We start from the raw sequence: 25,282 nt of genomic DNA on the forward strand, positions 1-25,282 counted from the left end.
CTCAGCTATTCCTGGCGCATCGCGTATATGAGCGGGTTCGGCAACGAGGTCAGCTCGGACACCAATGTCGACGCCTACGGCACGCTGGACGCCAGCCTCAGCTATGCCGTGACGGACAACATCACGTTGACCCTGGAAGGCACCAACCTGCTGGGTGCCGCCCTGTACAACTACGGCAACACCCCCACCCAGGCGCGCGAAATTTATTACTACGGTCGCCGCTACACCGCCGGGGTGCGCGCCAAGTTCTGAGTTCCACCGTCAGGCCGGCGCGGGTGTCGTGGCCGGCCTGACACCTATCCTAAGAAATTGGCGACGCCCGCCGCCGCCGCCAGCGCCCCGCTGAAGCAGGCCTGCAGCAAGTAGCCGCCCGTGGGCGCTTCCCAGTCCAGCATCTCGCCCATGGCGAAAACACCCGGCAGGCGGCGCAGCATCAGGTGCTCGTCCAGTTCGGTCAGCCTGATGCCGCCGGCGGTGGAAATGGCGCGGTCCAGGTCGCGGATGGCGGTCAGGGTGATGGGCAGGGCCTTCAGGCGGGCGCCCAGGGCCGCCGGGGTGGCGAGGTCGGCAGGGGCCGCACCCTCACGCAGCAGGGCGGGGATGACACCCTCCAGGCCCAGGGCCTTGCGCAGGCGGTTCTTCAGGCTTTCCGACGGCGGCGCCTTGGCCAGACGGGCCGTGACGGCCCTTAAGTCCAGGTCGGGCTTGAGGTCCAGGGTCAGCACCGCCTGGCCGTCGCAGGCGATGGCCTCCCGCAAGGGGGCGCCCAGGGCGTAGAGGGCGCCGCCCTCCAGGCCGGTACGGGTCACCACCGCCTCCCCCCGGCTGGTCTGGCGGGCGAAGGACAGGGCGATGCGTTTCAGGGGTTGGCCCTCCGCCCGCTCGATGAAGGAGGGGGACCAGGCGACGTCGAAGCCGGCGTTGGCGGCGCGGAAGGGGGCGAGTTCAACGCCCTTCGCCGCCAGCAAGGTTGCCCAGCCGCCGTCGGAGCCCAGGCGCGGCCAGCTGGCGCCGCCCAGGGCCAGCAGGGTCGCATCGGCCGCCACCAGTTGGACACCGTCCGGCGTGTCGAAGGTCAACGCGCCATCGGCATTCCAACCGGTCCAGCGGTGGCGGGTCTTCAGCGTCACGCCCAGGCCGTCGAGCCGCCGCAGCCAGGCGCGCAGCAGGGGGGAGGCCTTGAGGCCCACCGGGAAGACGCGGCCGCTGCTGCCCACGAAGGTCTCGATACCCAGGCCATGCACCCAGTCGCGCAAATCGGCGGGGGTGAAGCGCTCGATCCACGGACCCACCACCGGGGCGGCCTCGCCATAGCGGGTGAGGAAGCGGTCCAGCGGTTCGGAATGGGTGATGTTCAGGCCGCCACGCCCGGCCATGAGGAACTTGCGCGCTGGCGAGGGCATGGCGTCGAACACCGTGACGGCGAAGCCCTTCCCGGCCAGCGCCTCGGCCGCCATCAGGCCGGCGGGTCCCGCCCCGATGATGGCCACCGCCGGGCGTGCCCGCCCCTCTCGCTCCGCTGTCTGCGGCACCCTCTGTCCCCCACGAATTCAGTTCCAGCCGCTTCTAGGCACGCACCAGCATCGCCGTCAATGCGTGCCACCACAAAAGCGCATGGCGCCTGCGCCTCGCGCATCACATAAAGACATCTTTATGTTTGCATCTGTATCCCCACATGACTAGGGTGGCGAACATGTTACCTGAACATACCCGGCGCCCCTCATGCCGGTGGAGTACGCGACCATGGCCCTGACCCGTTCCGAACGTTTGGCCGCCCTGCCGGAGTGCTGNAAGCAACGCATCCTGGTGCTGGACGGCGCCATGGGCACCATGATTCAGGGCTACAAGCTGGATGAGGCGGGCTATCGCGGGGAGCGGTTCAAGGACTGGCACCGCGACGTGCGCGGCAACAATGACCTGCTGAACCTGACCCAGCCGCAGATCGTGCGCGAAATCCATCAGCAGTATTTCGATGCCGGCGCCGACATCGTCGAGACCAACACCTTCAACTCCACCAGCATCAGCCTGGCCGACTATGGCATGGAGGATCTGGCGTACGAGTTCAACAAGGCCGGCGCCGCCTTGGCTCGACAGGCCGGCGACGCGCTGGAGGACAAGGACCCGTCGCGACCGCGCTACGTCGCCGGCGCCATCGGCCCCACCAACCGCACCGCCTCCATCAGCCCGGTGGTGACCGACCCCGGTTTCCGCAATGTCGATTTCGACGAGCTGCGCCTGGCCTACCGCACCCAGACGGAAGGCCTGATCGACGGCGGGGTGGACATGCTGCTGGTCGAGACCATCTTCGACACCCTGAACGCCAAGGCCGCCCTGTTCGCCATCGACGAGGTGCTGGAGGAAAAGTGCCTGGAACTGCCGGTCATGATCTCCGGCACCATCACCGACCGCTCCGGCCGCACCCTGTCCGGCCAGACGACGGAAGCCTTCTGGAACAGCCTGCGCCATGTGAAGCCGCTGAGCATCGGCCTGAACTGCGCCCTGGGCGCCGACCTGATGCGCCCCTATGTCCAGGAACTGAGCCGCATCGCCGACACCTATGTCAGCGCCCACCCCAACGCCGGCCTGCCCAACGAATTCGGCGGCTATGACGAGACGCCGGAGCAGATGGCCGACGCCCTCCGCCATTGGGCCGGCGACGGCCTGGTCAACATCGTCGGCGGCTGCTGCGGCACCTCCCCCGTCCATATCCGCGCCATCGCCCAGGCCGTGAAGGGCATCACCCCGCGGCCGCCGGCCGATCGCCCGGCCCGCATGCGCCTGGCGGGGCTGGAGCCGTTCGAGATGCCGGCCTTCTGATCCTGTCCGCCTTCCGCTCCCAGCCGCCATCAGCCCCTCCTCGCTTCCGGACACCGCCGCCATGACCGAGACCCGCACCGCCGTCTTCATCAATGTGGGTGAGCGCACCAACGTCACCGGATCGGCCAAGTTCAAGAAGCTGATCCTGAACGGCGACTATGAGGCGGCCCTGGCCGTCGCCCGCCAGCAGGTGGAGGGCGGCGCCCAGGTCATCGACATCAACATGGACGAGGCCATGCTGGACAGCGAGGCCGCCATGGTCCGCTTCCTGCGCCTGATCGCGTCGGAGCCCGACATCGCCCGCGTGCCGGTGATGATCGACAGTTCGAAGTGGAGCGTGATCGAGGCGGGGCTGAAGAACGTCCAGGGCAAGGCCATCGTCAATTCCATCAGCCTGAAGGAGGGCGAGGACGCCTTCATCGCGCAGGCGAAGAAGGTGCGCCGCTATGGCGCCGCCGTGGTGGTCATGGCCTTCGACGAGAAGGGCCAGGCCGACACCGAGGCCCGCAAGGTGGAGATCTGCCGCCGCAGCTATGACGTGCTGGTCAACACGGTGGGATTCCCGCCGGAAGACATCATTTTCGATCCCAACATCTTCGCCGTGGCCACGGGCATCGAGGAACACAACAACTACGCCGTCGACTTCATCAACGCCACGCGCCGTATCCGGGCGGAACTGCCGGGCGCCCACGTCTCCGGCGGCCTGTCCAACGTCTCGTTCAGCTTCCGGGGCAACGAGACGGTGCGCCAGGCGATGCACGCCGTGTTCCTGTACCACGCCATCGCCGCCGGCATGGACATGGGCATCGTCAACGCCGGTGAGCTGCCGGTGTACGAGAACATCCCGGAGGAGCTGCGGGAGCGGGTGGAGGACGTCATCCTCAACCGCCGCGAAGACGCCACCGACCGGCTGCTGGAGGTGGCGGAGAAGTACAAGGGCGGTGGCACCAAGAAGGAGGCCGACCTCAGCTGGCGTGAGGCGCCGGTGAACCAGCGCCTGACCCATGCCCTGGTCCAGGGCATCACCGACTGGATCGATGAGGATGTGGAGGAGGCGCGCCAGGCCGCCGACCGTCCGCTGTCGGTGATCGAAGGCCCGCTGATGGACGGCATGAACGTGGTGGGCGACCTGTTCGGCGCCGGCAAGATGTTCCTGCCCCAGGTGGTGAAGTCGGCCCGCGTCATGAAGAAGGCCGTGGCCTACCTGCTGCCTTTCATCGAGGCGGAGAAGGATGGCGCGGCCAGCCGCAGCAACGGCAAGGTGCTGCTGGCCACGGTGAAGGGCGACGTGCACGACATCGGCAAGAACATCGTCGGCGTGGTGCTGCAGTGTAACAACTACGAGGTCGTGGACCTGGGCGTCATGGTGCCCTGCGCCCAGATCCTGGAGATGGCGCGCAAGGAAAAGGCCGACATCATCGGCCTGTCCGGCCTGATCACCCCGTCGCTGGACGAGATGGTGTTCGTGGCCAAGGAGATGCAGCGGGAAGGCTTCGACCTGCCGCTGCTGATTGGCGGCGCCACCACCAGCAAGGTGCACACCGCCGTGAAGATCGACCCGGCCTACACCGGCCCCGTGGTCCATGTCATCGACGCCAGCCGCGCCGTGGGCGTTGCCGGCAACCTGATCAGCCTGGCCGCCAAGGGCGACTACACCCAGGGTGTGAAGGGTGATTACGCCCGCATGCGCGAAGCGCACGCCAAGGCCCAGGCCGGCCGGGCGCGCTTGGCCCTAGCCGACGCCCGCGCCAACCGCGCCAAGCTGGACTGGGCTTCCTATGAAGCGCCACAGCCGCTGAAGCCCGGCCTGACGGTGTTCGCGGATTACGACTTGGCGGAACTGGTGTCGCGCATCGACTGGCGCCCCTTCTTCCAGGCCTGGGAGCTGGCCGGCACCTTCCCCGCCATCCTGGAGGACGCCGTGGTGGGGGAGGCGGCGCGCAACCTCTACGCCGACGCCCAGGCCATGCTGCAACGGATCGTCGGCGAGAAGTGGCTGACGGCCCGCGCCGTGGTCGGCCTGTGGCCCGCCAACACCGTGGGCGACGATATTGAGGTCTATGCCGACGCCGGCCGCACGACGGTGACGGCCACGCTGCATACCCTGCGCCAGCAGATGGCGCGCGAGCCCGGCCGCGACCGGCCGCACCTGGCCCTGGCCGACTTCGTGGCGCCCAGGAAACGGGTGTCGCCGACTGGATCGGCGGCTTCGCCGTCACCGCCGGCATCGGGCTGGAGGAACGGGCCAAGGCCTTCGAAGCGGCGCATGATGACTACAGCGCCATCCTGCTGAAGGCCTTGGGCGACCGCTTGGCCGAAGCCCTGTCCGAGCGCATGCATGAGCGCGTGCGCACCGAACTGTGGGGCTATGCCGCGGGCGAGGCGTTGAGCAATGAGGATCTGATCGCGGAGAAGTATCGCGGCATCCGCCGGCCCCCGGGCTACCCGCCTGCCCCGACCACACGAGAAAGGGCATCCTGTGGCGGTTGCTGGACGCGGAGGCCAACACCGGCGTCACGCTGACCGAAAGCTACGCCATGACGCCCACGGCGGCCGTCAGCGGCCTGTACTTCGCGCATCCGGACGCCAAGTATTTCGGCCTGGGCAAGGTGGAGCGCGACCAGGTGGCGGACTATGCCGTGCGCAAGGGCATGGACCTCGCCATCATGGAACGCTGGCTGGCCCCCAACCTGAACTACGAGCCCACCACCACCGGGGGCGCGGCGGCGGCGTAACCGCAATCAGCGCGACCAATCCAACGGCCGGCCGACCAGCTGATCAACACGTGCCGTCAGGTTGCCGAAATGCGCCCCCATGAGGGCATCGCACTCGGAATCAAACGGACTATAGGATGGCGCCACATTTGTGATGGGCACCTGACGTCCGAAGCCATCCGGGTCGATGTCGAGAAAGTCGGCTATGGCACGAATTATAAGGGCCGGGCTTCGCTCGAATTCGGCAAGGGTCATCACGAGAAAACGTTCTCTCTGGAATATTTCAAAATACCTCGCCAGCTGCTCATCGTATTGTGATGAGCGCATATACATAAAATTCCAGAAATAATGGCGACACATGGAGAGGAAATCTGGCGATTGGAATCTTTCGCCTTCCAGGCGCAAGGCTTCAACAAAGCTATCGATCAACTCCAGAGGATGGCCATCTTCGTGATAATGGCGACGCATATGCTGATAAAGTGAATAGGATCGCGCCTTCGGCTGGCGTAGAATCACAAGGAATTTCGCCTCGGGAAACAGGTCGCGCAACACAGGCGCCGTTTCCGGATTTGAAAAGTAGACGTGAGAAGAGTCTACCCGATATTTCAAATTTGAGTCAAAAAGTTTGAAATAATCTATTGGGTTTTTTACCACCTGAAATTGTCTGCAGAAAAAGCTTGGCTCCTTGGGGACGCAGACATGGATGTCTGAATGCCTCTCAAGCAAATGATAGAGCGACGTAGTGCCGCACTTACCTGCCCCAAGCACAAAAAGATTAGGATGCATCACCAATTCCGGAAAAAGCACATAGAACCTTCAGGCTACACCAATATGGCACCCCATACATTCGGCTTAAAGTAACAGCACCAACCTAGCCTTGCGCAATAGGGGCCCTCAGCCGCTAACGCCTCAAGACGCACCGCCGAACTATTCCGGCCAGATATCGAGCTGGCGCGGCGCGCAGTGGTAGCCCCAGGTCTTGCCTTGCCATGTCACACGGCCCGAGGCCTCATCGCCTTCAATTTCGCCTGCGCTTGAATAGCCGAAACGCCGCTCAAACGCCTCCCGTATGTCCGGCCGGCAATAGGCCGAATCACCCTGCGGCCAGACCGACCTTGGCTTCTCGTCATTCCAGACGACAGTCATGCCGAAGGGGGAGTTGAGGCGCGATGGCTGCGGCCGGTCAGTCTGGCGCAGGGAGGAGATGGCCTGGTCCAGGTCGATGCTGGCCAAGTCATTGATCTTTTCCCAACCGCTGACGGTCACGCAGTCACGGTAACCGGCATGGCGACATACTTCCCAGGTGCCGCCGGTGACCGCCAGGGACCGTGCCCGGTCGTTCCACCGGGTATACCCAAGGTTGTCGGTGTCGTCCTCAATATCCAGGGCGTCGCCTTTCCGGTCCCGCTCGGAATAGAGGATGATGTGACCATCGCCGGCCCGCGCCAAGCTTGGCATCGCAGCACCCAATAACAAGCTGGCCCCGATCAGCTGCCCCACCAGATGATGCGCCATTGTCCCCCCCGGGATGAGAAAGGCCTGGCATCGGTTGCCGATGCCAGGCCCAGCAAGATCACTGCCAGATGTTGATCTGTTCCGGCGTGCAGCGGTAGTGCCAACGCTCCCCGTTCCAGTGGATGCGGCCTTCCCACTCCTCGCCCCGGAAGTCGAAGTCCTGCGGGCGGCCGAAGCGTTGGACGAAAGCGTCGAAGACGCGGCGGCGGCAGTCGCCCATGGGCGGCGGGCCGTCACGGCGATCATCGTTCCAGGTGATGCCACCCTGCGGCGGCGGGGGCGGAGGCTGATCATAGCCCGAGGGGCCGTTGTTCCAGGTGATGCCGCCGCCATAGCTGGGCGGCGGGGCATAGACCGGCGGCGGGGGCGGCGGGGGCGGGGCGGGCGGCCAATCACGGCCGTCGATCTGGCGGGCGGAGGAAATGCTGTTGAACAGTCCGATAGAGCCCAGGTCGCCGATGCGCGTGCCGCGGCCCACCCGCTTGCAGTCGCGGAAGCCGGCGTGCTTGCACACCTCCCACTCACCGGAACGCACGATCATGGACTTGGCGCGGTCGTTCCAGCGACCCATGTCGGCCAGATTCTCCACGCCGTCGCGGATGGTCAGCGCCTCGCCCCGGAAGCCGGGCTCGGAGAAAAGGGTGATCTCTCCCGCCAGCGCGGCGCCAGCGGTCATCAGGGTGCCGGCCAGGACGGCCGCGCCCATCAATCGGTGCATCAAACGTGTCATGACGGTCCACCCTGTCATCAGGTCCGGCGGGAAACGCCCCGCCGGCCTTCCATTGGGGGCATTGCTTGCAAGAATGCCTTCCCGGCGGATTTAACCTAAACGGCCGAGAATGGCGAGCCCATGGCAAGGGGATGACATCATTCGGGTTTCACGCCGCCGCTGGCGCCCGCACGCCCAGCATGTGACAGATGGCCACCGTCAGGTCGGCGCGGTTCAGGGTGTAGAAGTGGAGGTCCCGCACCCCTTCCCGCTCCAGCCGCAGGCACTGCTGCACGGCCACGGTGGCCGCCACCAGCTGGCGGGTCTCGGGCTCAGCGTCCAGGCCGCCGAACAGGTCGTTCATCCATTCCGGCACGGCGCAATTGCACTTGGCGCCCAGGTCCACCGCGCGGGCGAAATTGGTGATGGGCAGGATGCCGGGCACGATGGGGATGCTGATACCGGCCGCCGCCACCCTGTCGCGGAAGCGCAGGAACTTGTCGGTGTCAAAAAAGAACTGGCTGATGGCGCGGGTGGCGCCGGCATCCACCTTGCGCCGCAGGTTGTCGATGTCAGCGGCGGCGCTGGCGGCCTCCGGATGGGTTTCGGGGAAGCAGGCGACGGAGATTTCGAAATCCGCCACCCGCTTCAGTCCCGCCACCAGGTCGGTGGCATAGGCGTAGCCGCCGGGATGGGGCACGTAGCCGCTGCCGCCCAGGCCGCCGCTACCGTCCGCCGCTTGTGGCGGGTCGCCGCGCAGCGCCACGATATGGCGGATGCCGGCGTCCCAATAGGCGCGGGCGATGGCGTCGATCTCTTCCTTGGAGGCGGCCACGCAGGTCAGGTGGGCAGCGGCCGGGATGCCCGTCTGCCGCTGGATTTCGGTGACGGTGGCGTGGGTGCGCTCCCGCGTCGAGCCGCCGGCGCCATAGGTGACCGAGACGAAGGCCGGCGACAGGGGCGCCAGGCGGTGGATCGCCTGCCACAACGTCTGCTCCATCTTCTCCGTCTTGGGCGGGAAGAATTCGAAGCTCACGCGCAGGCCGCGCGGCACGGTCACCAGCGGCTCCCCCCCACCCAAGGCCGCACCGGTTTCCAGCATCTCGTTCATGGTCGTCATCATCGTTCTCGGGATCTTCTCGGGGTCAGGCGGGCCGCTGGCCGGACCACAGGGTCACGGTCAGCGGCGTGCCCGGCAAATGCACGGGTGCCGCGGCCGTCAGGCCGGCGTGGGCGAACCACTGCGCCATCTCGGCATCGTTGAAACCCAGGCGGCGATGGGCATGATCGGCGCGCAGGTTCTCCAGGTCGTGGCTGGCGAAATCGACCACCACCAGGCGGCCGCCGGGCCGCAGCACGCGCGCGGCCTCCACCACCACCTCTTGCGGATCTTCGGCGTAGTGCAGGACCTGATGGATGATCACCATGTCCTGGCTGCCGCTGGGCACCGGCACCTGGTACATGTCGGCCAACCGCACCTGGACATGACGCAGCCCCGCCTTCTCCAGGTTGGCCCGCGCCACCGCCAGCATCTCACGCGAGGCGTCGATGCCCAGGGCCCGGGTGACGTGGGGGGCGAACAACTCCAGCATGCGGCCGGTGCCGGTGCCGATGTCCAGCAGATCACTGATGCCGCCGGCGGGAACCAGGCTCAGCAGCGCCTGTTCCACATCCCGCTCCGGCACGTGCAGGCTGCGCACCTCATGCCAGCGCGCGGCGTTGTCGCGGAAATACTGGGCTGCGGTCTCCTGCCGGGCGCGCTTGATCTGGTCCAGGCGCTCCAGATCCAGCGCCAGGCCGGGGTCGTCCGCCGGGATGGCATCCACCAGGGTGCGGGCCAGCTCAGCCACGGCACCACGCTCCGCCAGGCGGTAATAGGCCCAAATGCCTTCCCGGAAACGGTCCAGCAAGCCGGCATCGCACAGCAGCTTCAGATGGCGCGACACGCGCGGCTGGCTCTGCCCCAGGATCTGCGTCAGTTCACTAACCGTCAGCTCACCATGGGCGCACAGGGCCAGCAGACGCAGGCGCGTGGGCTCAGCCGCCGCCTTCAGGGCCCCCAGCAGGAATTCCATGGTCCAACGATCTCCACGCCATTCTCATCGCTAGATCGTTTGTACATATAAAGATGTCTTTATGCGAGAGAATAATGACCTAGAACGCTGCGCCGAGCGCCGCCGCTGCCCGCGCGCGGGTCCATTCGCCCGACGGCGTACCCCTATATCGAAGGTCAGATAGAAAATGGCCCCACGCTGGCCCACCTCTTAGTGGTGCCTGGATTTGGCCACAAAGTGTGCCAATCATTCACCAATAACCAACTTAACCGTGGGTTGACGCATGCGCCTCATGTCGCTGACCTTGCCGAGCGGTCCCCTTGTTTCTTTCCCGTGGGCACGCCCGGGACGGCGACTGGCCCCCGCGATACTTGCCATGACGGCCCTGCTGGCCACCTCGGCCTGCGCCACAAAGCCGGATGGCACGCCCATGCATCCGGCCCTGGCGGGCACGGAACCGAACGATCCGCTGGAAGGCATGAACCGCGGCATCTTCTGGTTCAACGACAAGGTCGACCAGAACGTCCTTCGCCCCGTGGCCCAAGCGTACCGCTGGGCCCTGCCCCCAGCCTTGCGCGAAGCCGTTTCCAACGTGCTGAACAACGTGCGTTCCCCCCTGACGCTGGCCAACAAGCTTCTGCAAGGCGACTGGCATGGCGCTGGCGTGGCGGTGGAACGGTTCGTCATCAATTCCACCGTCGGCATCGGCGGACTGGTGGACGTGGCCGCCGCCAACGGCATGCCCTACGAATATGAAAGCCTGGATCAGACCTTCGCCGTGTGGGGTATCGATGAAGGGCCGTATCTGGTGCTGCCCTTCCTGGGATCATCGTCCGTGCGCGACGCTGTCGGCTTCGGCCTGGAGGCCTGGGGCGACCCTGTCACCCGGGTGGCCGCCAACACCGATAACGATTGGGCCAACTACACCCGCGTGGGCCTGACCGTGGTGGATGTCCGGTCGACATACTTCGAGGCGCTGGACGACATTCGCAAGAACAGCGTGGATTATTATGCCGCGATGCGCGCCTTGTACCGGCAGCAGCGTGATGGCTATGTCCTGAACGGCAAGGCAGATCCGCGCCAGTACCCCACCATTCCCGACTACTCCCAGAACCCTGATCCGTAATAGAAAAGCGTCGGGCGAAACCGGGCCCCGGCAGAAACTGTACCGACCCACCGTGACCCCCGTCACTGCACCCGCCCCTGTCCCCACCCGACAGTCCTGACACACGACGAGATCAACAAGGTCATGACCAACATGCTGACCCGCCGCACTCTTTTGCTTGGTACCGCCACGCTGGGCCTTGCCCTGTCGCTGGGCCTTCCGCTCGCCACTCCCGCCCAGGCTGCCGCCGACACGGGCGCCGCGGTGAAGTTCGTGCAGGGCCTGGGCGACAAAGCCATCGGCGTCCTGTCCAAGCCCGGCGCCTCCAAGGGCGAAATCCAGTCCACCTTCACCCAGCTGCTGGAACAGAATTTCGACCTGCAGACCATCGGCCGCTTCGTCCTGGGCCGCTACTGGAACGTCGCCAACGACGCCCAGCGCCAGGAATACATGAAGCTGTTCCAGACCATGATCGTCTCGGTCTATTCCGAGCGCTTCAGCCAGTACGCGGGTGAGACCTTCAAGGTCGGCACCGCCCAGCCGGACGGGGAGAAGGACGCCATCGTCAACAGCCAGGTGGTCCGCTCCAACGGTCCGGCGGTTAACGTCGACTGGCGCATCCGGTCCAAGGACGGCGGTTTCCGCATCATCGACGTGGTGGTGGAAAACGTGAGCATGAGCCTGACCCAGCGGTCGGAGTTCGCGTCCGTGATCGAAAGCCATGGCGGTGACTTCAACGCCTTGTTGGAAGCGCTGCGTGACCGCATTCAGAAGGCCAACGCCGGCGTGGCCCAATAAGGCCGGCACCGAGAGAATTGGCAGTTGGAATGCCGCCCCGCGGGCAACGACCCGGGGGCGGCATTTCTTTTTGGCGGCCCACCCATTAGCGTGCGTCCATGCTTTGGGAATGGATCACCAGCACCCTGACAATCTGTCCCCCCGCCGCCCGGCGGCTGGGCTATCATCGCGAACCCGCTGCCATTCGCGCCCGCGCCCGCCGGTGCCGCGAGGCCTGGGCGCCGCACCTGGCCAACACGCGCCATTTGATCATGGAAATGGCGGGGCGCTTCGGCCGGGGCGGCACCTTGCTGGTGCTGGGCTCCGGTCCCTTGCTGGATCTTCCGGCGCCGGACCAGCTGCTGCGGCACTTCGGCCGCGTCATCCTGGCCGACATCGCCCACGACCCAGGGGTCCGCTGGGCGGCTTGGCGTGAGCCCAGGATCATCCTGGACCTTGTGGACCTGACCGGTACCGCCGCCGACATCGTCGCCGGCCGGCCGCTGGCCCCCCATTGCGACGCCCATGTCGGCACGGCGCCGGATCTGGTCCTGTCCCTGAACATCCTGTCGCAATTGCCGCTGACGCCCCGCGCCCTGGCGGCGGAAGAAGCTGGCGAGACCGCCGCCGACACGCAGGCCGCCGCCATCGTCCAGGCCCACCTGGACCATCTGGCCCGCCTGGCCGCCCCCTGCCTGATCCTGGCGGATGTGGAGCGGCGCTGGCTGGACGGCGGCGGCCATATTCGCCGGCGGGAGGACCCGTTGGCCGGTCTATCGCTGCCGGGGGATCGCCTGGCCACTTGGCCATGGACGGTGGCGCCGCCCGGGGAAATCGCCCGCGACCAGGCGATGGAAACCACGGTGGCCGCCCATCTGCTTCCGCCTTAAGGCCGAGGGCTGGTCACAGGAATGTCACGCACCCGCGGTCGCCAGCCGCCGCCGATGGTGGTAGAGGGCCTGCCATCGTAGGCCAGGGGCACCCGCCATGACCGAGGACCTGTTACCCGAACGCGGCAGCCTGTACCGGTTCATCATGCGCCGGGTGGGGGACCCGTGGGTCAGCGAGGATCTGGTGCAGGAGACCTTCATCCGCCTGTTCACCTACCGGCTGAAAAGCACGGTGGGCGACAGCGCCGCCCTGTGCTTCCGCATCGCGCAGAACCTGGTGCGCGACCATTTCCGGGCCAGCCGGCGGGCCGCCACCGAGGAACTGGGCGAGGATCTCGCTTGCGAGGCCCCCCGGGCGGAGGAGGTGATCATGCATCGTCAGCGCGTCGCCGCCTTCCAGCGGGCGCTGGAGGCCATGCCGCCCTTGCGCCGGGAGGTGTTCGTCCGCCGCCGCCTGCAGGGGGAAAGCTTGCGTGACATCGCGCTGTCCCTGAACATCAGCGAAGCGGCGGCGGAAAAGCATGTGGTGCGCGCCCTGGAATGGCTGCATCAGGAAATGTCACGGAAGGACCGCTCCCGTCCCTCTGCCGCGCGGCAGGAGGAAACGCCGTGACGGCAAACCGTTCCACCTTGTGCGGCCCCGGCCTGTCGGAGGAAGCGGCCCGCTGGGCGCTCCGCCGCGCCGGCGCGGCCCTGCCAGCGGAAGAGGAAGCCGCCTTCCAAGCCTGGCTAACGGCCGATCCCCACCATCGCGATCGCTATGACGCACTGACCGCAACATTGGAGGATCCCGCCCTGGCGGAGGCGCTGGCCGGGTTGCAGGCCGTCCAGAACCCCACACCCGGCCCAGCCCGGGGTGTGGCCGCCATCCGGCGCCGGCTGCCCGCACTCGCGCTGGCCGCCTGCGCGGCGATGGCACTGGTGGTCGCCTGGCCCGCGATCGACCGGTCCCTCGCCACCCCCCTACGTTATGAGACGGCGGGCGGCCAGGGACGCACCATCACCTTGCCCGACGGCACCCGGCTGGATCTCAACGGCGACACGGTGGTGGAGGCTCGACTGGGCCATGGCCACCGCTGGGTGACACTGACCCAGGGGGAGGTCTATTTCGACGTGGCGCACGACGTCGGCCGGCCCTTCGAGATCCAGGCCGGCGGGCGTGCGGCGATCCGGGTGCTGGGCACCGCCTTCGACGTCGACCTGACCCGCGACATGGTGGAGCTGTCGGTCTATCGCGGCCGGGTGCGCTTCAGCGCTGACAGCACCGATGGCACCCGCGACCTGACCGCCGGCCAACGGGCCGCCGTTCACAACGGCCAGCTTCAGCCCCTGGCGGACTTCAATCCAGGGGTCGAGGACTGGCGCCAGGGCTGGCTGGAGACGGAGGGCATCAGCCTAGGCCGGCTGGCCGAACGGTTGAGCCGGCGGTCACCCCTGCCCATCGTGCTGACCGACAGCCGGCTGGCGGGCCACCAGATCTCCGGCCGCTTCCGCCTGGATGATCCCGCGCGCCTGCTCTCCACGCTGGGCCGCGTGCACGGCTTCACGGTGGAGCGGCAGCCCGACCGGCTGGTCCTGGTGCCCACGGCTTGAGTCGATCCGGCACCGGCGGCGTCTCATAAGCTTCATAAAATTCGATGTCCGGATTCCGGCGTCCCGGGCGTCTTCCGGCCCGAGGTCGCGCCCACGGGGGGACGCGGCTCACGGGATTTGGGGACAAGAATGAAGAACCTGGACACGACGCTGACCCGCGCCCTGCGCCATCTGCGCGCCTCGGCCTCCGCCCTGGCCCTGGGCATGGCGGCGGTCACGGCCCTGGCACCGGCCGCTCTGGCGGCACAGAGCGTCACGCAGTTCACCATCACCGCCGGCGACCTGCGCGCCGCCTTGAACGCCTTCTCCCGCGCCACCGGCCTGCAGGTGCTGGCCGACCCGGCGCTGCTGGACGGCAAGCACACCGCCGGCGTCACCGGCGCCTTCAGCACCGCCGACGCGCTGGGCCGCCTGCTGACCGGCACGGGGCTGGACTACACCTTGGACGGTGATAGCGTGGTGCTGAAACTGGGCGTGACCAAGACCGCCGCCGCGCCGGCCGCCGTCGCCGCATCCGCCCCTGCCCTCGCCATCAGCGACGCCAGCCCGCTGGAAGAGATCGTCGTCACCGGTTTCGCCGGCAGCGTCACCCGCGCCTTGGACAGCAAGCGCCTGGCGGACAACGTGATCGACGCCATCTCCGCCGAGGATATCGGCAAATTTCCCAGCCAGAACGTGGCCGAGGCGATGCAGCACATCCCCGGCGTCAGCATCTCCCGCGACCGGGGTGAGGGCCTGTTCGTCCGCATCCGGGGCCTGGGCCCCGATTTCGAGGTCACGACCCTGAATGGCCGCAGCATGGCGGTGAACGAGAACGTGCGCGACAGCGGCCAGTCGGGCCGCAATTTCCGCTTCGATACCCTGCCGTCGGAACTGGTGTCGGGCATCGAGGTGGTGAAAAGCCCCCTGGCCAGCCAGGATGAGGGCGCCATCGGCGGCCTGGTGAACATCCGCACCTTCCGCCCGCTGGAACTGGGCGACGTCACCTTCGCCGGGTCCGCCAGCGGCAGCTATGCCCAGTTGGCCGACGCCGCCGACCCGCACGTCTCCGGCCTGACCAGCTGGAACAACGACGCCAAGACCTTCGGCGTCCTGCTCTCCGCCGTTTATGACGAGCGCACGGTGCGCCAGGACCGCGTGCTGGGCGGCACCTGGACGCTCTATCCCAACGGGATCGACACCAACGGCGACGGCAAGGCCGACAGCGGCCCCGTCATCGACGCCAGCGGCGAGCGCCCCACGCTGGAGATGCAGCATAGCCGCCGCGTGGGCATGAACGCCGCCGCCCAATGGGCACCCAACGACAACCTGGAAGTCGGCCTGGACGTGCTGTTCACCCGGCTGAACATGCATTACGACGAGAAGACCTATTCCGCCGACTGGACCATCTCGAAGGCGGTGCCGGGCAGCGTGGTCATCAAGGACGGCGCCGTCGTGGCCGCCACCGCCCCGGTGAGCGTGCAGATCGGGCGCGAGGAGTCCGACCTGCTGCACACCAATTACCAGGTGGGGCTGAACGGCAAATACCGTATCGATGGCTGGACCCTGTCGGCCGACGGCGCCTACAACCGCGCCGACAGCGGCACACCCACACCCATCCGTCGCTCGCGCATCCTGGGGTCCGCCGGCCAGGTCAGCTTCAGTATGCCGTCCTCCGACGACGGGGTGCCCAGCCTGAACTATCTGACCGCCGACCTGAACTCCATCACCCTGCTGCCGGGCCGCCGCCTGGAATGGCGCACCGAGAACGCCAAGGACACGGAAGGCGCCATCCAGTTCGACGCGGAGCATGACCTGGACTGGGGTCCCTTTTCCAAAATCCAGGTGGGCGCCAAGTACCGTGACCGGGGCCGCGACTATGACCGCCGCGATCTGACCATCACCCAGAACATCGCCGGCCAGTACTTCCCCGCCAGCTACTACGACAGCTTCCCGGTCAGTGGCTTCCTGGGCAACGCCTCCGGCACCCTGCCCCGCACCTGGTTGGTGCCGGATACCGCCGCCTTCTTCAGCCGCATGGATCCCGCTGTTGTAAACCAGCCACTGACGGCCGCCGATCAGCGCAATTCCTACAAGGTGACGGAGACCATTGGCGCCGGTTATGTCATGACCAGCCTGTCCACCACCCTGTTCGGTCTACCGCTGCGCGGCGACGCCGGCTTGCGCGTCACCAACACCGACCAGACGTCCAGCGGCAGCGCGACCAGCGGCAGCAAGGCCATTCCGGTGCGGTATGAGCGCATCTACACCAACGCCCTGCCCTCGGCCAACCTGGTGCTGGAGTTGCAGCCCGACGTGCAGTTGCACCTGGCTGCCTCCAAGGTCATCACCCGGCCGTCGCTGTCCAGCCTGGGGCCGCAGATCACGCTGAACTCCTCCAACACCATCTTCACCGCCACCGGCGGCAACCCGCAGCTGCGTCCCTATGAGGCCTGGCAGTACGACGCGTCGGCGGAATGGTACTTCACCCGCAGCAGCGCCCTGATCGCCGACTTCTTCTACAAGGACATCAGCACCTTCACCTTCAACCAGGTCACCCCCCTGGTTGTGGATGGGCAAAGCTACCTGCTGACCGCGCCGGTCAACGGCGGCAGCGCCCATGTCATCGGCGGCGAGTTGGCCTACCAGCAGCTGTTTACCTTCCTGCCAGCCCCGTTCGACGGGCTGGGCTTCCTAGCCAACCTCACCATCACCAATTCCGGCGCGACATACCACGACATCACCACCGGCCGCTTCTTCGAGGCCGACCTGGCCGGCGTGGCTCGCCACAGCTACAACCTGACCGCCTTTTACGAGAAAGGTCCCATCGGCCTGCGTGCCGCCTACAGCTGGACGGGCAACATCCTGAACCAGGTGGGCACCAACGGCCTGTCCTCGGTCAATGACCGGGCCTTCGGCACCCTGGACCTGAACGCGACCTACGCCGTCGACGACCACCTGACCCTGACGGCGGAGGCCATCAACGTCACCGGGGCGGCTCAGAGCCAGTACGTGAACAACGGCCTGTTCGGCACCTACACGGACTTCGGCCGCACCTTCCGCTTCGGCATCCGGGCCAAGTACTGATGCGGAAGCGTATCCTGCGGGGGCTGGCGGCGGCGACACTGCTGCTGGCCCTGGCGCCGCCGGTCCGCGCTGACGCGGCGCCGGCCGAGCGGTTGGAACGCGTGGTCATCCTGACCCGGCACGGCATCCGTGCCGCCATGTCCACACCGGAGCAACTGGGCCAGTGGTCGGCGGAGCCCTGGCCCGGCTTCACCGTTCCGGCCGGCCACCTGACGGAGCACGGCTTCCGCGCCGCCAGCCTGTTCGGCGCCTATTATCGGGAGCACTACCGGGCGCTACGCCTGTTACCGGCGGGCGACTGCGCCGCCGCCCGGGTGCATGCCAACCTGCCCCAGCGCACGGTGGAAACGGGCCGCGCGCTGGTTCAGGAGTTGCTGCCCGGCTGCCCGGCCCTGGTCGACACGGTGACGACCAAGGCGGATCCGCTGTTCGACCCGGTACCGGCGGGGGCCAGCCGCCTGGATCCCGACCTGGCCCTGGCCGCCGTGCGCGGCCGCATCGGCAACGCCGCGGCCTGGACCGCGGCCCACCGCGCGGATGTGGAGGCGCTGCAACGCCTGCTGCTGGGTTGCGATCCGGCGGAGTGCCGGGCGCTAGCCCAACCCGGCGGGCGTCTGGCCGGACGCAAGCTGCTGACCGAGGTGCCGTCGTCGCTGGCGCGGGGCCAGGGTGAAGACTGGCTGGCTTTGCAAAGCCCGCTGGCGACGGCGTCCGGCATCTCGGAAAGTCTGCTGATGGCCTACGCCGACGGGGCGCCGCTGGCCAGCCTGTTGGGTGGCCGGGTGGATGAGGCGGCGTTGACCCAATCTGGGGCGCCCCATGCCGCCGACATGGACGCCCGTCTGCGGACGCCCTATGTCGCCCAGGTGGGAGCCAGCCCGCTGGCCCGACGCCTGGTCGACCTGCTGTCGGGCGGCGGTCCCGCCGTCAGCGTCCTGGTGGGCCATGACGGCACCATCCTGCTGCTGGCGGGCCTGCTGCGCCTGGACTGGGTCCTGCCCGGCTATCAACCCGACCAGGTGCCCCCTGGATCGGCCCTGGTGCTGGAGCGCTGGCGGCGGGCGGACGGCCAAGCCGTCGTCCGGGCCCGCTTCACGGCGCAGAGCCTGAAGCAGCTGCGCGACCTGATGCCCCTGACCGAAGACCGGCCGCCCTTGTCGGCACCGGTCTTCATTCCCGGGTGCAGCCAGGCTGGGCAAACCATGGATTGCCCTCTGGACCGGTTCCGCCACATCGTGGAGGACGCGACACGGGGCGCTTGAGGCGCCGGTGAAAACGAAAACGGGGAGCGGTCACGCCGCCCCCCGTTTTCTGCTTCCCTGACAGCAACCGCTCAGTTGCGCACCAGCGGGCGGTACTTGATACGGTGCGGCTGGTCGGCGGCCGAGCCCAGGCGGCGCTTGCGGTCAGCTTCGTAGTCCTGGTAGTTGCCCTCGAACCAGACCACCTGGCTTTCGCCCTCGAAGGCCAGGATGTGGGTGGCGATGCGGTCCAGGAACCAGCGATCGTGGCTGATGACCACGGCGCAGCCGGCGAAGCTGACCAGCGCCTCTTCCAGGGCGCGCAGGGTTTCCACGTCCAAGTCGTTGGTCGGTTCGTCGAGCAGCAGGACGTTGGCGCCGGACTTCAGCATCATGGCCAGGTGCACGCGGTTGCGCTCACCGCCCGACAGCTGTCCCACCTTCTTCTGCTGGTCGGACCCACGGAAGTTGAAGGCGGAGACGTAGGCGCGGCTGGGCATGGACTTCTTGCCCAGCTCGATGATGTCCAGGCCGCCGGAGATCTCTTCCCACACCGTCTTGTTGGGGTTCAGGGCGTCGCGGCTCTGGTCGACATAGCCCAGCTTCACCGTCTCACCCACCTTGAAGGTGCCGGCATCCGGCGTGTCCTGGTTGGTGATCATGCGGAACAGGGTGGTCTTGCCGGCGCCGTTGGGGCCGATGATGCCCACGATGCCGCCCGGCGGCAGGCGGAAGGACAGATCGTCGATCAGCAGGCGGTCGCCGAAGCCCTTCTTCAGATGGTCGGCCTCGATGACCACGTTGCCCAGGCGGGGCGGCACGGGGATGACGATCTGCGTGTCGGTGATCGCCTCCTTCGTGCTCTGGGCCAGCAATTCCTCGTAGGCCTGGATACGGGCCTTGGACTTGGCCTGGCGGGCGCGCGGGCTCTGCCGCACCCACTCCAGTTCCTGGGCCAGCTGCTTCTGGCGGGCGTCCTCGGTGCGGCCTTCCTGGGCCAGGCGCTTCTCCTTCTGCTCCAGCCAGCTGGAATAGTTGCCTTCGTAGGGGATGCCCGAGCCGCGGTCCAGTTCCAGGATCCAGCCGGTGACGTTGTCCAGGAAGTAACGGTCGTGGGTGACCATCACCACCGTGCCCTTGTAGTCGGCCAGGAAGCGCTGCAGCCAGGCGACGCTTTCGGCGTCCAGGTGGTTGGTCGGTTCGTCCAGCAGCAGCATGTCCGGCTTGGACAGCAGCAGCTTGCACAAGGCCACGCGGCGCTTCTCACCGCCCGACAGCTTGGTCACATCGGCGTCGCCCGGGGGGCAGCGCAGGGCATCCATGGCGATGTCCACGGTGCGCTCGATGTCCCAGGCGTCGGCGGCGTCGATCTTCTCCTGCAGCTCCGCCTGCTCGGCGATCAGCGCGTCGAAGTCAGCGTCCGGGTCCGCCATGGCGTTGCTGACCTCGTTGAAGCGGTCCAGCAGGCCCTTGGTGGCGCCCAGGGCGTCCATGACGTTCTCCTGGACGTTCTTGTTGGGGTCCAACTGCGGTTCCTGCGGCAGGTAGCCCACCGACACGCCGTCGGCGGCCCAGGCCTCGCCGTTGTAGTCCTTGTCCAGGCCGGCCATGATCTTCAGCAGGGTGGACTTACCCGAGCCGTTCACGCCCAGCACGCCAATCTTGGCGCCGGGGTAGAAACTCAGCCAGATGTTCTCGAAAACCTTGCGGCCGCCGGGGTAGACCTTGGTCACACCCTTCATCACATAAACGTATTGGTACGACGCCATGGGCTGTCTCTTCACAAAGGGTGGCAACAAGGGCAGGGTCTGAGCCCGGCCGGCGACGCCTTTTACCCCACCATCCCACCCGCGCGCAACGCGGGCGGCACTCACGCGAAAGCCTTAAGCCCCATGCTGGACATCTATGTCGACGCCGACGCCTGCCCCGTGAAGGAGGAGGTGTTCAAGGTATCGGAACGCTATCAGCTGAAGACCTATCTGGTATCCAACGGTCCCCTGCGGGTGCCGGCCGGCGGCCTGGTACAGCTGGTGGTGGTCAGCGACAGTTTCGACGCCGCCGACGACTGGATCGCCACCCACTGCGGCGTCGGCGACATCGTCATCACCGCCGACATTCCGCTGGCCGACCGCTGCCTGAAAGCCGGCAGCCGGGTGATCGGCCCCACCGGTCGCCCCTTCACCCCCCAATCCATCGGCACCGCCATCGCCACCCGCGCGCTGATGAGCGACCTGCGCGCCATGGGCGTGGTCCAGGGCGGCAACGCCCCCATGGCCAAGCGCGACAAGTCGCAGTTCCTGCAGGCGCTGGACCAGGCGGTGAACGCCATCCGGAAGGCGGGGAAGTAGCGGCCCGCTCAACCACTGTAGCTGAGATAGAGATAGCTGGCGTCGCCCACCGTGCCGACGCTCTGGGTCACGTGGTTCTTGATGTCGTCCAGGCTGAGACCGGCGAAGGTCACGGAAGCGTTGACGGCCGTGCCTGCGCCGGCCAGGGCGGCGTGGAGCGTCGCCCCCTGATAGCCGGTGGCGCCCTCGCTGGCAGCCCAGCTAGCAACGCTGTCCCCGGTATAGCCCCAGATGGTGACGGCATCGCCAGCGCGGAAATTGACCACCGTGCCCCATGTCGTCTGGCCACCCCGGCCATCGATGAAGAAGGTATCGGCGCCCCCGTCCTGGGCCGTGGACCCCACCAGGAAGTTGGACCCGCGCCCTCCGTCCAGCACATTGCTGCCCCCGGTCACCGCCAGGGCATCGTCACCGTCACCGCCCTTGATAAAGGCGCTGGGGCCGTTCGCCGTCATGGCGACGCTGTCGCTGCCCGACCAGAGCTGCTGGGTTTTCAGGTAATCCACCGGCCCGGAATAGCTGACGCTGCCGGTCGATGCGCCGCTTTGGCCCGTGGTCGTATCAGTCCAGGAGAAGAGCGGCCGGTTCACGGACAGGGCGGACCCGCCCGTGTACCCCACAGCGGTGTAGCCGGCGGAGTCAACGATGCCCGTGTTGTCGTTCATCAGGTCAAGACGCAGGGTACCCGTCCCCGCCATGGCCGATACCGTCACCAGATAGCTGTCGCCCGACCCGCTGACGGCGGACACCACGCCATCGGCGGTGCCGCTCCTGGTCAGGACGAAGTCCGACGGGTCGACACCCGTCATGCTCTCATTGAAGGTGACCTGGTACTGGACCGATCCGCTGTTGGCGGTCGGCGTCCCCACCAGGGCGACGCTGGCCACAGAAGGCACGGTGGCCACGGAGCCCACCTTCACATACGCATGGCTCCACGCGATGCCATCGTAGGCGGCGATGTTCAGGGTTTCAGCCCCTGCCGTAGCCCCGGCGGAATAGGTTAACTTCGCGAAGTCCGCCGCGCTGACAGCATAGTTGAAGTTCAGGTCGTTGAGGGCGACCGTGTTGGTTGCACCGTTGAGGTTGACGGAACCACCATCATAGGGATCGTAAATAAGGTACTGGGTGATGGACGCCCCATACCCTAGGGATGTGGAGATTAACGAGGCCAGCGGGATGGAGGAACCCACCGCGACAGCCCGCGGCTGGGCCGTCAGCAACGTCTGCAGCTGGATCGTCTTGTCCGTAAATACGGCGTACCGGACGTTGCTGAGCTGATCGGTACCGGTGGGCTTGGTGACGGCTACGTAACCACCTGTTATGCCGAAGCTGCCATCCAGCAAGAGGCCGCTCGTCGTCCCGCGGGAGATTTTGGCCTGCTGGAACGAGAAATCATAGGTGATGACGTCGGCATCGTCGAATGATCCGCCATAGACAGTGTCGTTGCCCGCGCCGCCAACATAGGTGTCTGCCCCCTGGCCTCCGTAGATGAGGTCGTTACCATCACCACCGTCCAGCCTCTGGGCGGTCGTGTTTCCCGTCGCGCTCAACGTGTCGTTGCCCGCCCCGCCGATCAGCGTGCCCGTCCCGCTGATATAGTCGTCCCCATTGCCGCCGTCGGCCGAGGCGCCACCGTAGCTGTAGAGCTTGTCGTTTCCGTCGCCGCCAGTGATGATCGCGCCGGTACCGCCATAGATGGTGTCATTGCCGGCGCCACCGATCAGCGTGTCGTTCTTCGACACGGTGTCGGAGATATAATCGTCCCCGTCCCCGCCATCGACATAATCGCTGTCGGCGCTGGTGCTGATGTTGTAGAGGTCGATGGTGTCGGCCAGGATGCCACCGGTGACCTGGTATCCGGCGGCCGTGCTCTTCATCACCGCGACCAACTGCACGGTCTCGTCGTTCAGCTGCGCATAGGTGATCGAATACAGGTGGTCGGTCCCGCCCGGCGTCACCGCCGTGACCGACCCGTCGGAGGCCTTGGTGAAGCTCACCCCTGACGACGCGTAGTCGTACTGGACGGTATCGATCCCGGCATAGCCGTAGAGGCTGTTGTTGCCACCCAGGGGCTTGAACACGTCCTTCAGATCGGTGCCGATCAGAACGTCGTCGCCGCTGGTTCCCGTCTGTGTCAGGACCAGATTGGCCGAGTCCCAGCTGTAGGTGATGCCGGATCTGGCCAGGGACTGGGCATCGCCATAGAAATACTGCACGGCGGCGATGTCCACCGGCCCCAGGCTGGTGACGCCGGAGGAGAAGTAGTAGGACATCACCGTGTTGGCGGTGTTGTCCATGGCCGACGACAGGTAGGGCGCGGCGGCCCCGCCGCCCGACGCGTTGTAGTTGCCGGGGTGCTTGAAACCCAGGGCATGACCGATCTCGTGCACCGCAGTCAGGACGCCATCGCTGAGCCACAGATCCTGCGAGGCCTTGCCATCGGTGTTGAAGGCGATTTCCGCCAGCACCGGGGCGGAGCTGGATGAGAACGTCTTGGACGTATAGGCCGCGGCGGCGGCTTCGGATGTGCCCGCGAAATTATAGGTGTCGAACTGGATTTCGCCCTGGCCGTCGGGCACCTCCAGAAAGACCACGCCGGAGACTTTCTCCCAGGTGGCCAGGGCGTTCTGAATGGCGGCCTTCTCATCGCTGGTGAGGGCGCGGAAACCGGGATAGTCCGACGCCGAGGCCCCCGTCGGCAAGGTGTCGGCGAAGCTGTAGGTGATGAAGGCGGGATGGCCCAGCGGGGCCACGGCGTTGGCGCGATTGGTGTAGACACCATTCACGCCATAGCCGATGAGCGCCAGTTTGGGATCGCTGTCGGCATAGATGGAGGTGGCGGCCTCTGTCCCGCTGGTGCCCGTCTCGGCCTCTGGCGCCGGCATGCCCTCCCCGCCGGATTGAGCGTACACCGTGTCCAGCTCTTCATTCATAACGCTGCCGATCCTTCCGAGGTTGGGAAGGAAGGCACTTGACGGGCCGCCAAAACCGACATTCCGTTCCCCAGGCGTGGAAATCATTGCAAACAATCTAATATCAACGACTACAGTCTTGCCAGTGACATTCACCTGAAGACCGGCGTCCCGAAGGCCCCGCCCCCCTGTGCGGATAGGGGGCGGGGCCGTCCCGTTGCGCCGCCGCGACGGATGTCACCATCCGATCACACCCTGGGCATGGCCCCGCCCCTTTCCCGCCCAAATCGCCCCGCACGCTGAGGCTCGATCAGCCGCGCGCCAAGGAAAGGGGCCAAGGAATGGGTATGGATACGCATCACGGTTCCTCACCGGCCCCCGGGCTTGGCTCCGGACCGGCCCAGGGGTGCAAACCCGTCATTCTGGCGGCCGTCCTGGGCTCCCTGCTCTGCGCCGTCCTGGCCGGCACCGCCCTGGCCAGCGGGTCGAAGGGCGTCAACGCGTTTGAACGGAGGGACTATCCCACCGCGCTGACCGAGCTGGCCCCCGCCGCCGACAAGGGGGACCCCGAAGCGCAGACCTATCTTGGCTGGATGTATGAGAAGGGCCTGGGCGTGCCGGTGGATTACGCCCGTGCCCAGACCTGGTATCGCAAGGCGGCCGACAAGGGCCACGCCCACGCGCTGAACAACCTGGGCTCCCTCTACTACCTGGGCAACGGCATGCCCAAGGACGCGCCCAAGGGCATCAGCCTGTTCCGCAAGGCCGCCAAGAAAGGCGATGCCCAGGCGCAGATGAACCTTGCCATGATCTATTACATCGGCCAGGACGCCCCCAAGGACGATGCCGAGGCGGCGCGCTGGGCCCGCCTGGCCGCCCGCCACGGGAACCCCCATGCCCAGAACCTCCTGGCGCGCCTATACGACACCGGTGCCGGCCTGCCACGCAACCCCGTGCTGGCCTATACCCTGGCCACGCTGTCCGGCGACAACCCCGACGCCCAGGCCCTGCGTGTCCGCCTGGACGCCGAGCTGACCTCCGCCCAGAAGGCGGAAGCCCAGACCCTGGCCAGCACCTGGCGCCCAGGCCAGCCCCTGCCAACGGCGACGCGGACGTAAAGGACGCTGCTCAGCCCTCCAGCTCGTGGCGCCATGTTGCCACTGCAAATGCGCGGGCTATGGACGGCACCTTTGCGAAACTTCGCCAGCGTCGCCCGCGTGGCATGGCACCTGCGGCCAGTGTCGGTGCCTCTGATCTTTGAACCATCGCAACCTGCGTTATGGCTCCGCTCTTTCGTAAAGCGCGCTCCACCGCTTGTCCCATCCTGGGCATTGGATATGGCCCAGGATGGCCTCTTCCTCAAAATAGTGTTCTGGGTCTTCATAATAGAGGGTGACGGGCATTCCATCATAAATGCCCAGCTCAACGGCAACATCGTCCAGTATCTTGCCCTCGAAGCGCAGGCACCAGCACCATATGCCGCGCTCATCCTCCATACTGGAATTGAAGTCAGCATATATCTTCAGCTTTTGTAAGCGTCA

The 25,282-nt window shown here is 66.6% G+C and carries 20 protein-coding genes and 1 pseudogene; 13 read left to right on the forward strand and 8 right to left on the reverse strand.

Annotated elements, in window-relative coordinates:
- Positions 1–252: TonB-dependent receptor (locus I55_RS27670; protein ID WP_044563963.1), on the forward strand; the 252-nt coding region annotated here is incomplete at its 5' end.
- A 44-nt stretch (positions 253–296) separates the two neighbouring features.
- Here the strand turns inward: I55_RS27670 and I55_RS27675 are convergent.
- Entirely contained in the window at positions 297–1,532 is a 1,236-nt protein-coding gene (locus I55_RS27675; RefSeq protein ID WP_044563964.1) for a TIGR03862 family flavoprotein, read from the reverse strand.
- Positions 1,533–1,743: 211 nt separating this feature from the next.
- Here I55_RS27675 and I55_RS35515 point away from each other — a divergent pair, with 211 nt between their 5' ends.
- A complete protein-coding gene (locus I55_RS35515) occupies positions 1,744–2,817 on the forward strand; it encodes a homocysteine S-methyltransferase family protein (protein WP_044563979.1) in 1,074 nt (357 codons plus the stop codon).
- Positions 2,818–2,878: 61 nt separating this feature from the next.
- Positions 2,879–5,552: pseudogene (metH, locus tag I55_RS33910) on the forward strand (methionine synthase).
- Positions 5,553–5,558: 6 nt separating this feature from the next.
- Here the strand turns inward: metH and I55_RS27690 are convergent.
- From I55_RS27690 to I55_RS27710, 5 genes are all read right to left on the reverse strand, one after another.
- The gene (locus I55_RS27690) at positions 5,559–6,317 is read right to left on the reverse strand and encodes a sulfotransferase domain-containing protein (protein ID WP_044563965.1); all 759 of its coding nucleotides are present in this window, start codon (positions 6,315–6,317) and stop codon (positions 5,559–5,561) included.
- Between the two features lie 141 nt (positions 6,318–6,458).
- Positions 6,459–7,046 (reverse strand): beta/gamma crystallin-related protein, encoded by a 588-nt coding sequence (locus tag I55_RS37420; protein WP_159107289.1) that lies wholly within the window; start codon positions 7,044–7,046, stop codon positions 6,459–6,461.
- Between the two features lie 58 nt (positions 7,047–7,104).
- Positions 7,105–7,776, reverse strand: coding sequence for a beta/gamma crystallin-related protein (locus I55_RS39180; RefSeq protein ID WP_159107290.1), 672 nt, complete (start codon positions 7,774–7,776; stop codon positions 7,105–7,107).
- Between the two features lie 148 nt (positions 7,777–7,924).
- Complete coding sequence (gene metF / locus I55_RS27705; protein WP_252181343.1) at positions 7,925–8,875, reverse strand: methylenetetrahydrofolate reductase; 951 nt, start codon at positions 8,873–8,875, stop codon at positions 7,925–7,927.
- A 25-nt stretch (positions 8,876–8,900) separates the two neighbouring features.
- The gene (locus tag I55_RS27710) at positions 8,901–9,830 is read right to left on the reverse strand and encodes a metalloregulator ArsR/SmtB family transcription factor (protein WP_044563967.1); all 930 of its coding nucleotides are present in this window, start codon (positions 9,828–9,830) and stop codon (positions 8,901–8,903) included.
- A 355-nt stretch (positions 9,831–10,185) separates the two neighbouring features.
- On the opposite strand from I55_RS27710, the gene I55_RS27715 reads away from it, so the two are divergent.
- The 7 genes from I55_RS27715 to I55_RS27745 all read left to right on the forward strand — a co-directional run bounded on the left by I55_RS27715 (position 10,186) and on the right by I55_RS27745 (position 18,502).
- Positions 10,186–10,935 (forward strand): VacJ family lipoprotein, encoded by a 750-nt coding sequence (locus tag I55_RS27715; RefSeq protein ID WP_044563968.1) that lies wholly within the window; start codon positions 10,186–10,188, stop codon positions 10,933–10,935.
- Between the two features lie 123 nt (positions 10,936–11,058).
- Entirely contained in the window at positions 11,059–11,712 is a 654-nt protein-coding gene (locus tag I55_RS27720; protein ID WP_049974571.1) for a phospholipid-binding protein MlaC, read from the forward strand.
- A gap of 98 nt (positions 11,713–11,810) precedes the next feature.
- The gene (locus tag I55_RS27725; RefSeq protein WP_044563969.1) at positions 11,811–12,581 is read left to right on the forward strand and encodes a hypothetical protein; all 771 of its coding nucleotides are present in this window, start codon (positions 11,811–11,813) and stop codon (positions 12,579–12,581) included.
- A 97-nt stretch (positions 12,582–12,678) separates the two neighbouring features.
- A complete protein-coding gene (locus tag I55_RS27730) occupies positions 12,679–13,194 on the forward strand; it encodes an RNA polymerase sigma factor (protein WP_044563970.1) in 516 nt (171 codons plus the stop codon).
- Positions 13,191–14,174 carry a FecR family protein gene (locus I55_RS27735; RefSeq protein ID WP_159107291.1) on the forward strand — a complete coding sequence of 328 codons (984 nt, stop codon included), beginning with the start codon at positions 13,191–13,193 and terminating at the stop codon, positions 14,172–14,174. Before I55_RS27730 ends, I55_RS27735 begins: the two co-directional genes overlap by 4 nt.
- Before the next feature lie 129 nt (positions 14,175–14,303).
- Entirely contained in the window at positions 14,304–17,240 is a 2,937-nt protein-coding gene (locus tag I55_RS27740) for a TonB-dependent receptor (RefSeq protein WP_044563971.1), read from the forward strand.
- Positions 17,240–18,502 (forward strand): histidine-type phosphatase, encoded by a 1,263-nt coding sequence (locus I55_RS27745; RefSeq protein WP_044563972.1) that lies wholly within the window; start codon positions 17,240–17,242, stop codon positions 18,500–18,502. Before I55_RS27740 ends, I55_RS27745 begins: the two co-directional genes overlap by 1 nt.
- 71 nt (positions 18,503–18,573) lie before the next feature.
- On the opposite strand, the gene ettA is transcribed toward I55_RS27745, so the two are convergent.
- Positions 18,574–20,250, reverse strand: a complete 1,677-nt coding sequence (ettA, locus tag I55_RS27750) for an energy-dependent translational throttle protein EttA (RefSeq protein ID WP_044563973.1) — start codon at positions 20,248–20,250, stop codon at positions 18,574–18,576.
- Positions 20,251–20,376: 126 nt separating this feature from the next.
- Between ettA and I55_RS27755 the strand changes: the two genes are divergently transcribed.
- Entirely contained in the window at positions 20,377–20,829 is a 453-nt protein-coding gene (locus I55_RS27755; protein ID WP_199902750.1) for a YaiI/YqxD family protein, read from the forward strand.
- 8 nt (positions 20,830–20,837) lie between these two features.
- On the opposite strand, the gene I55_RS27760 is transcribed toward I55_RS27755, so the two are convergent.
- A complete protein-coding gene (locus I55_RS27760; RefSeq protein ID WP_044563975.1) occupies positions 20,838–23,762 on the reverse strand; it encodes a matrixin family metalloprotease in 2,925 nt (974 codons plus the stop codon).
- A 326-nt stretch (positions 23,763–24,088) separates the two neighbouring features.
- On the opposite strand from I55_RS27760, the gene I55_RS27765 reads away from it, so the two are divergent.
- Together I55_RS27765 and I55_RS36440 are read left to right on the forward strand one after the other, a co-directional pair.
- Entirely contained in the window at positions 24,089–24,859 is a 771-nt protein-coding gene (locus tag I55_RS27765; RefSeq protein ID WP_159107292.1) for a tetratricopeptide repeat protein, read from the forward strand.
- 219 nt (positions 24,860–25,078) lie between these two features.
- Complete coding sequence (locus I55_RS36440; RefSeq protein ID WP_148294019.1) at positions 25,079–25,276, forward strand: hypothetical protein; 198 nt, start codon at positions 25,079–25,081, stop codon at positions 25,274–25,276.
- The last annotated feature ends 6 nt before the right edge of the window (positions 25,277–25,282 follow it).

The sequence above is a fragment of the Azospirillum sp. B4 genome, assembly GCF_000333275.1.
Classification (GTDB): Bacteria; Pseudomonadota; Alphaproteobacteria; order Azospirillales; family Azospirillaceae; genus Nitrospirillum.

Excerpts from the sequence above, each read along its gene's own strand:
- I55_RS27690 (WP_044563965.1), bottom strand. The coding sequence starts at position 6,317 with ATGCATCCTAATCTTTTTGTGCTTGGGGCAGGTAAGTGCGGCACTACG.
- I55_RS37420 (WP_159107289.1), bottom strand. The coding sequence starts at position 7,046 with ATGGCGCATCATCTGGTGGGGCAGCTGATCGGGGCCAGCTTGTTATTG.
- I55_RS39180 (WP_159107290.1), bottom strand. The coding sequence starts at position 7,776 with ATGACACGTTTGATGCACCGATTGATGGGCGCGGCCGTCCTGGCCGGC.
- metF (WP_252181343.1), bottom strand. The coding sequence starts at position 8,875 with ATGACGACCATGAACGAGATGCTGGAAACCGGTGCGGCCTTGGGTGGG.
- I55_RS27710 (WP_044563967.1), bottom strand. The coding sequence starts at position 9,830 with ATGGAATTCCTGCTGGGGGCCCTGAAGGCGGCGGCTGAGCCCACGCGC.
- I55_RS27715 (WP_044563968.1), top strand. The coding sequence starts at position 10,186 with ATGACGGCCCTGCTGGCCACCTCGGCCTGCGCCACAAAGCCGGATGGC.
- I55_RS27720 (WP_049974571.1), top strand. The coding sequence starts at position 11,059 with ATGACCAACATGCTGACCCGCCGCACTCTTTTGCTTGGTACCGCCACG.
- I55_RS27725 (WP_044563969.1), top strand. The coding sequence starts at position 11,811 with ATGCTTTGGGAATGGATCACCAGCACCCTGACAATCTGTCCCCCCGCC.
- I55_RS27730 (WP_044563970.1), top strand. The coding sequence starts at position 12,679 with ATGACCGAGGACCTGTTACCCGAACGCGGCAGCCTGTACCGGTTCATC.
- I55_RS27740 (WP_044563971.1), top strand. The coding sequence starts at position 14,304 with ATGAAGAACCTGGACACGACGCTGACCCGCGCCCTGCGCCATCTGCGC.
- I55_RS27745 (WP_044563972.1), top strand. The coding sequence starts at position 17,240 with ATGCGGAAGCGTATCCTGCGGGGGCTGGCGGCGGCGACACTGCTGCTG.
- ettA (WP_044563973.1), bottom strand. The coding sequence starts at position 20,250 with ATGGCGTCGTACCAATACGTTTATGTGATGAAGGGTGTGACCAAGGTC.
- I55_RS27760 (WP_044563975.1), bottom strand. The coding sequence starts at position 23,762 with ATGAATGAAGAGCTGGACACGGTGTACGCTCAATCCGGCGGGGAGGGC.
- I55_RS27765 (WP_159107292.1), top strand. The coding sequence starts at position 24,089 with ATGGATACGCATCACGGTTCCTCACCGGCCCCCGGGCTTGGCTCCGGA.
- I55_RS36440 (WP_148294019.1), top strand. The coding sequence starts at position 25,079 with ATGGCCCAGGATGGCCTCTTCCTCAAAATAGTGTTCTGGGTCTTCATA.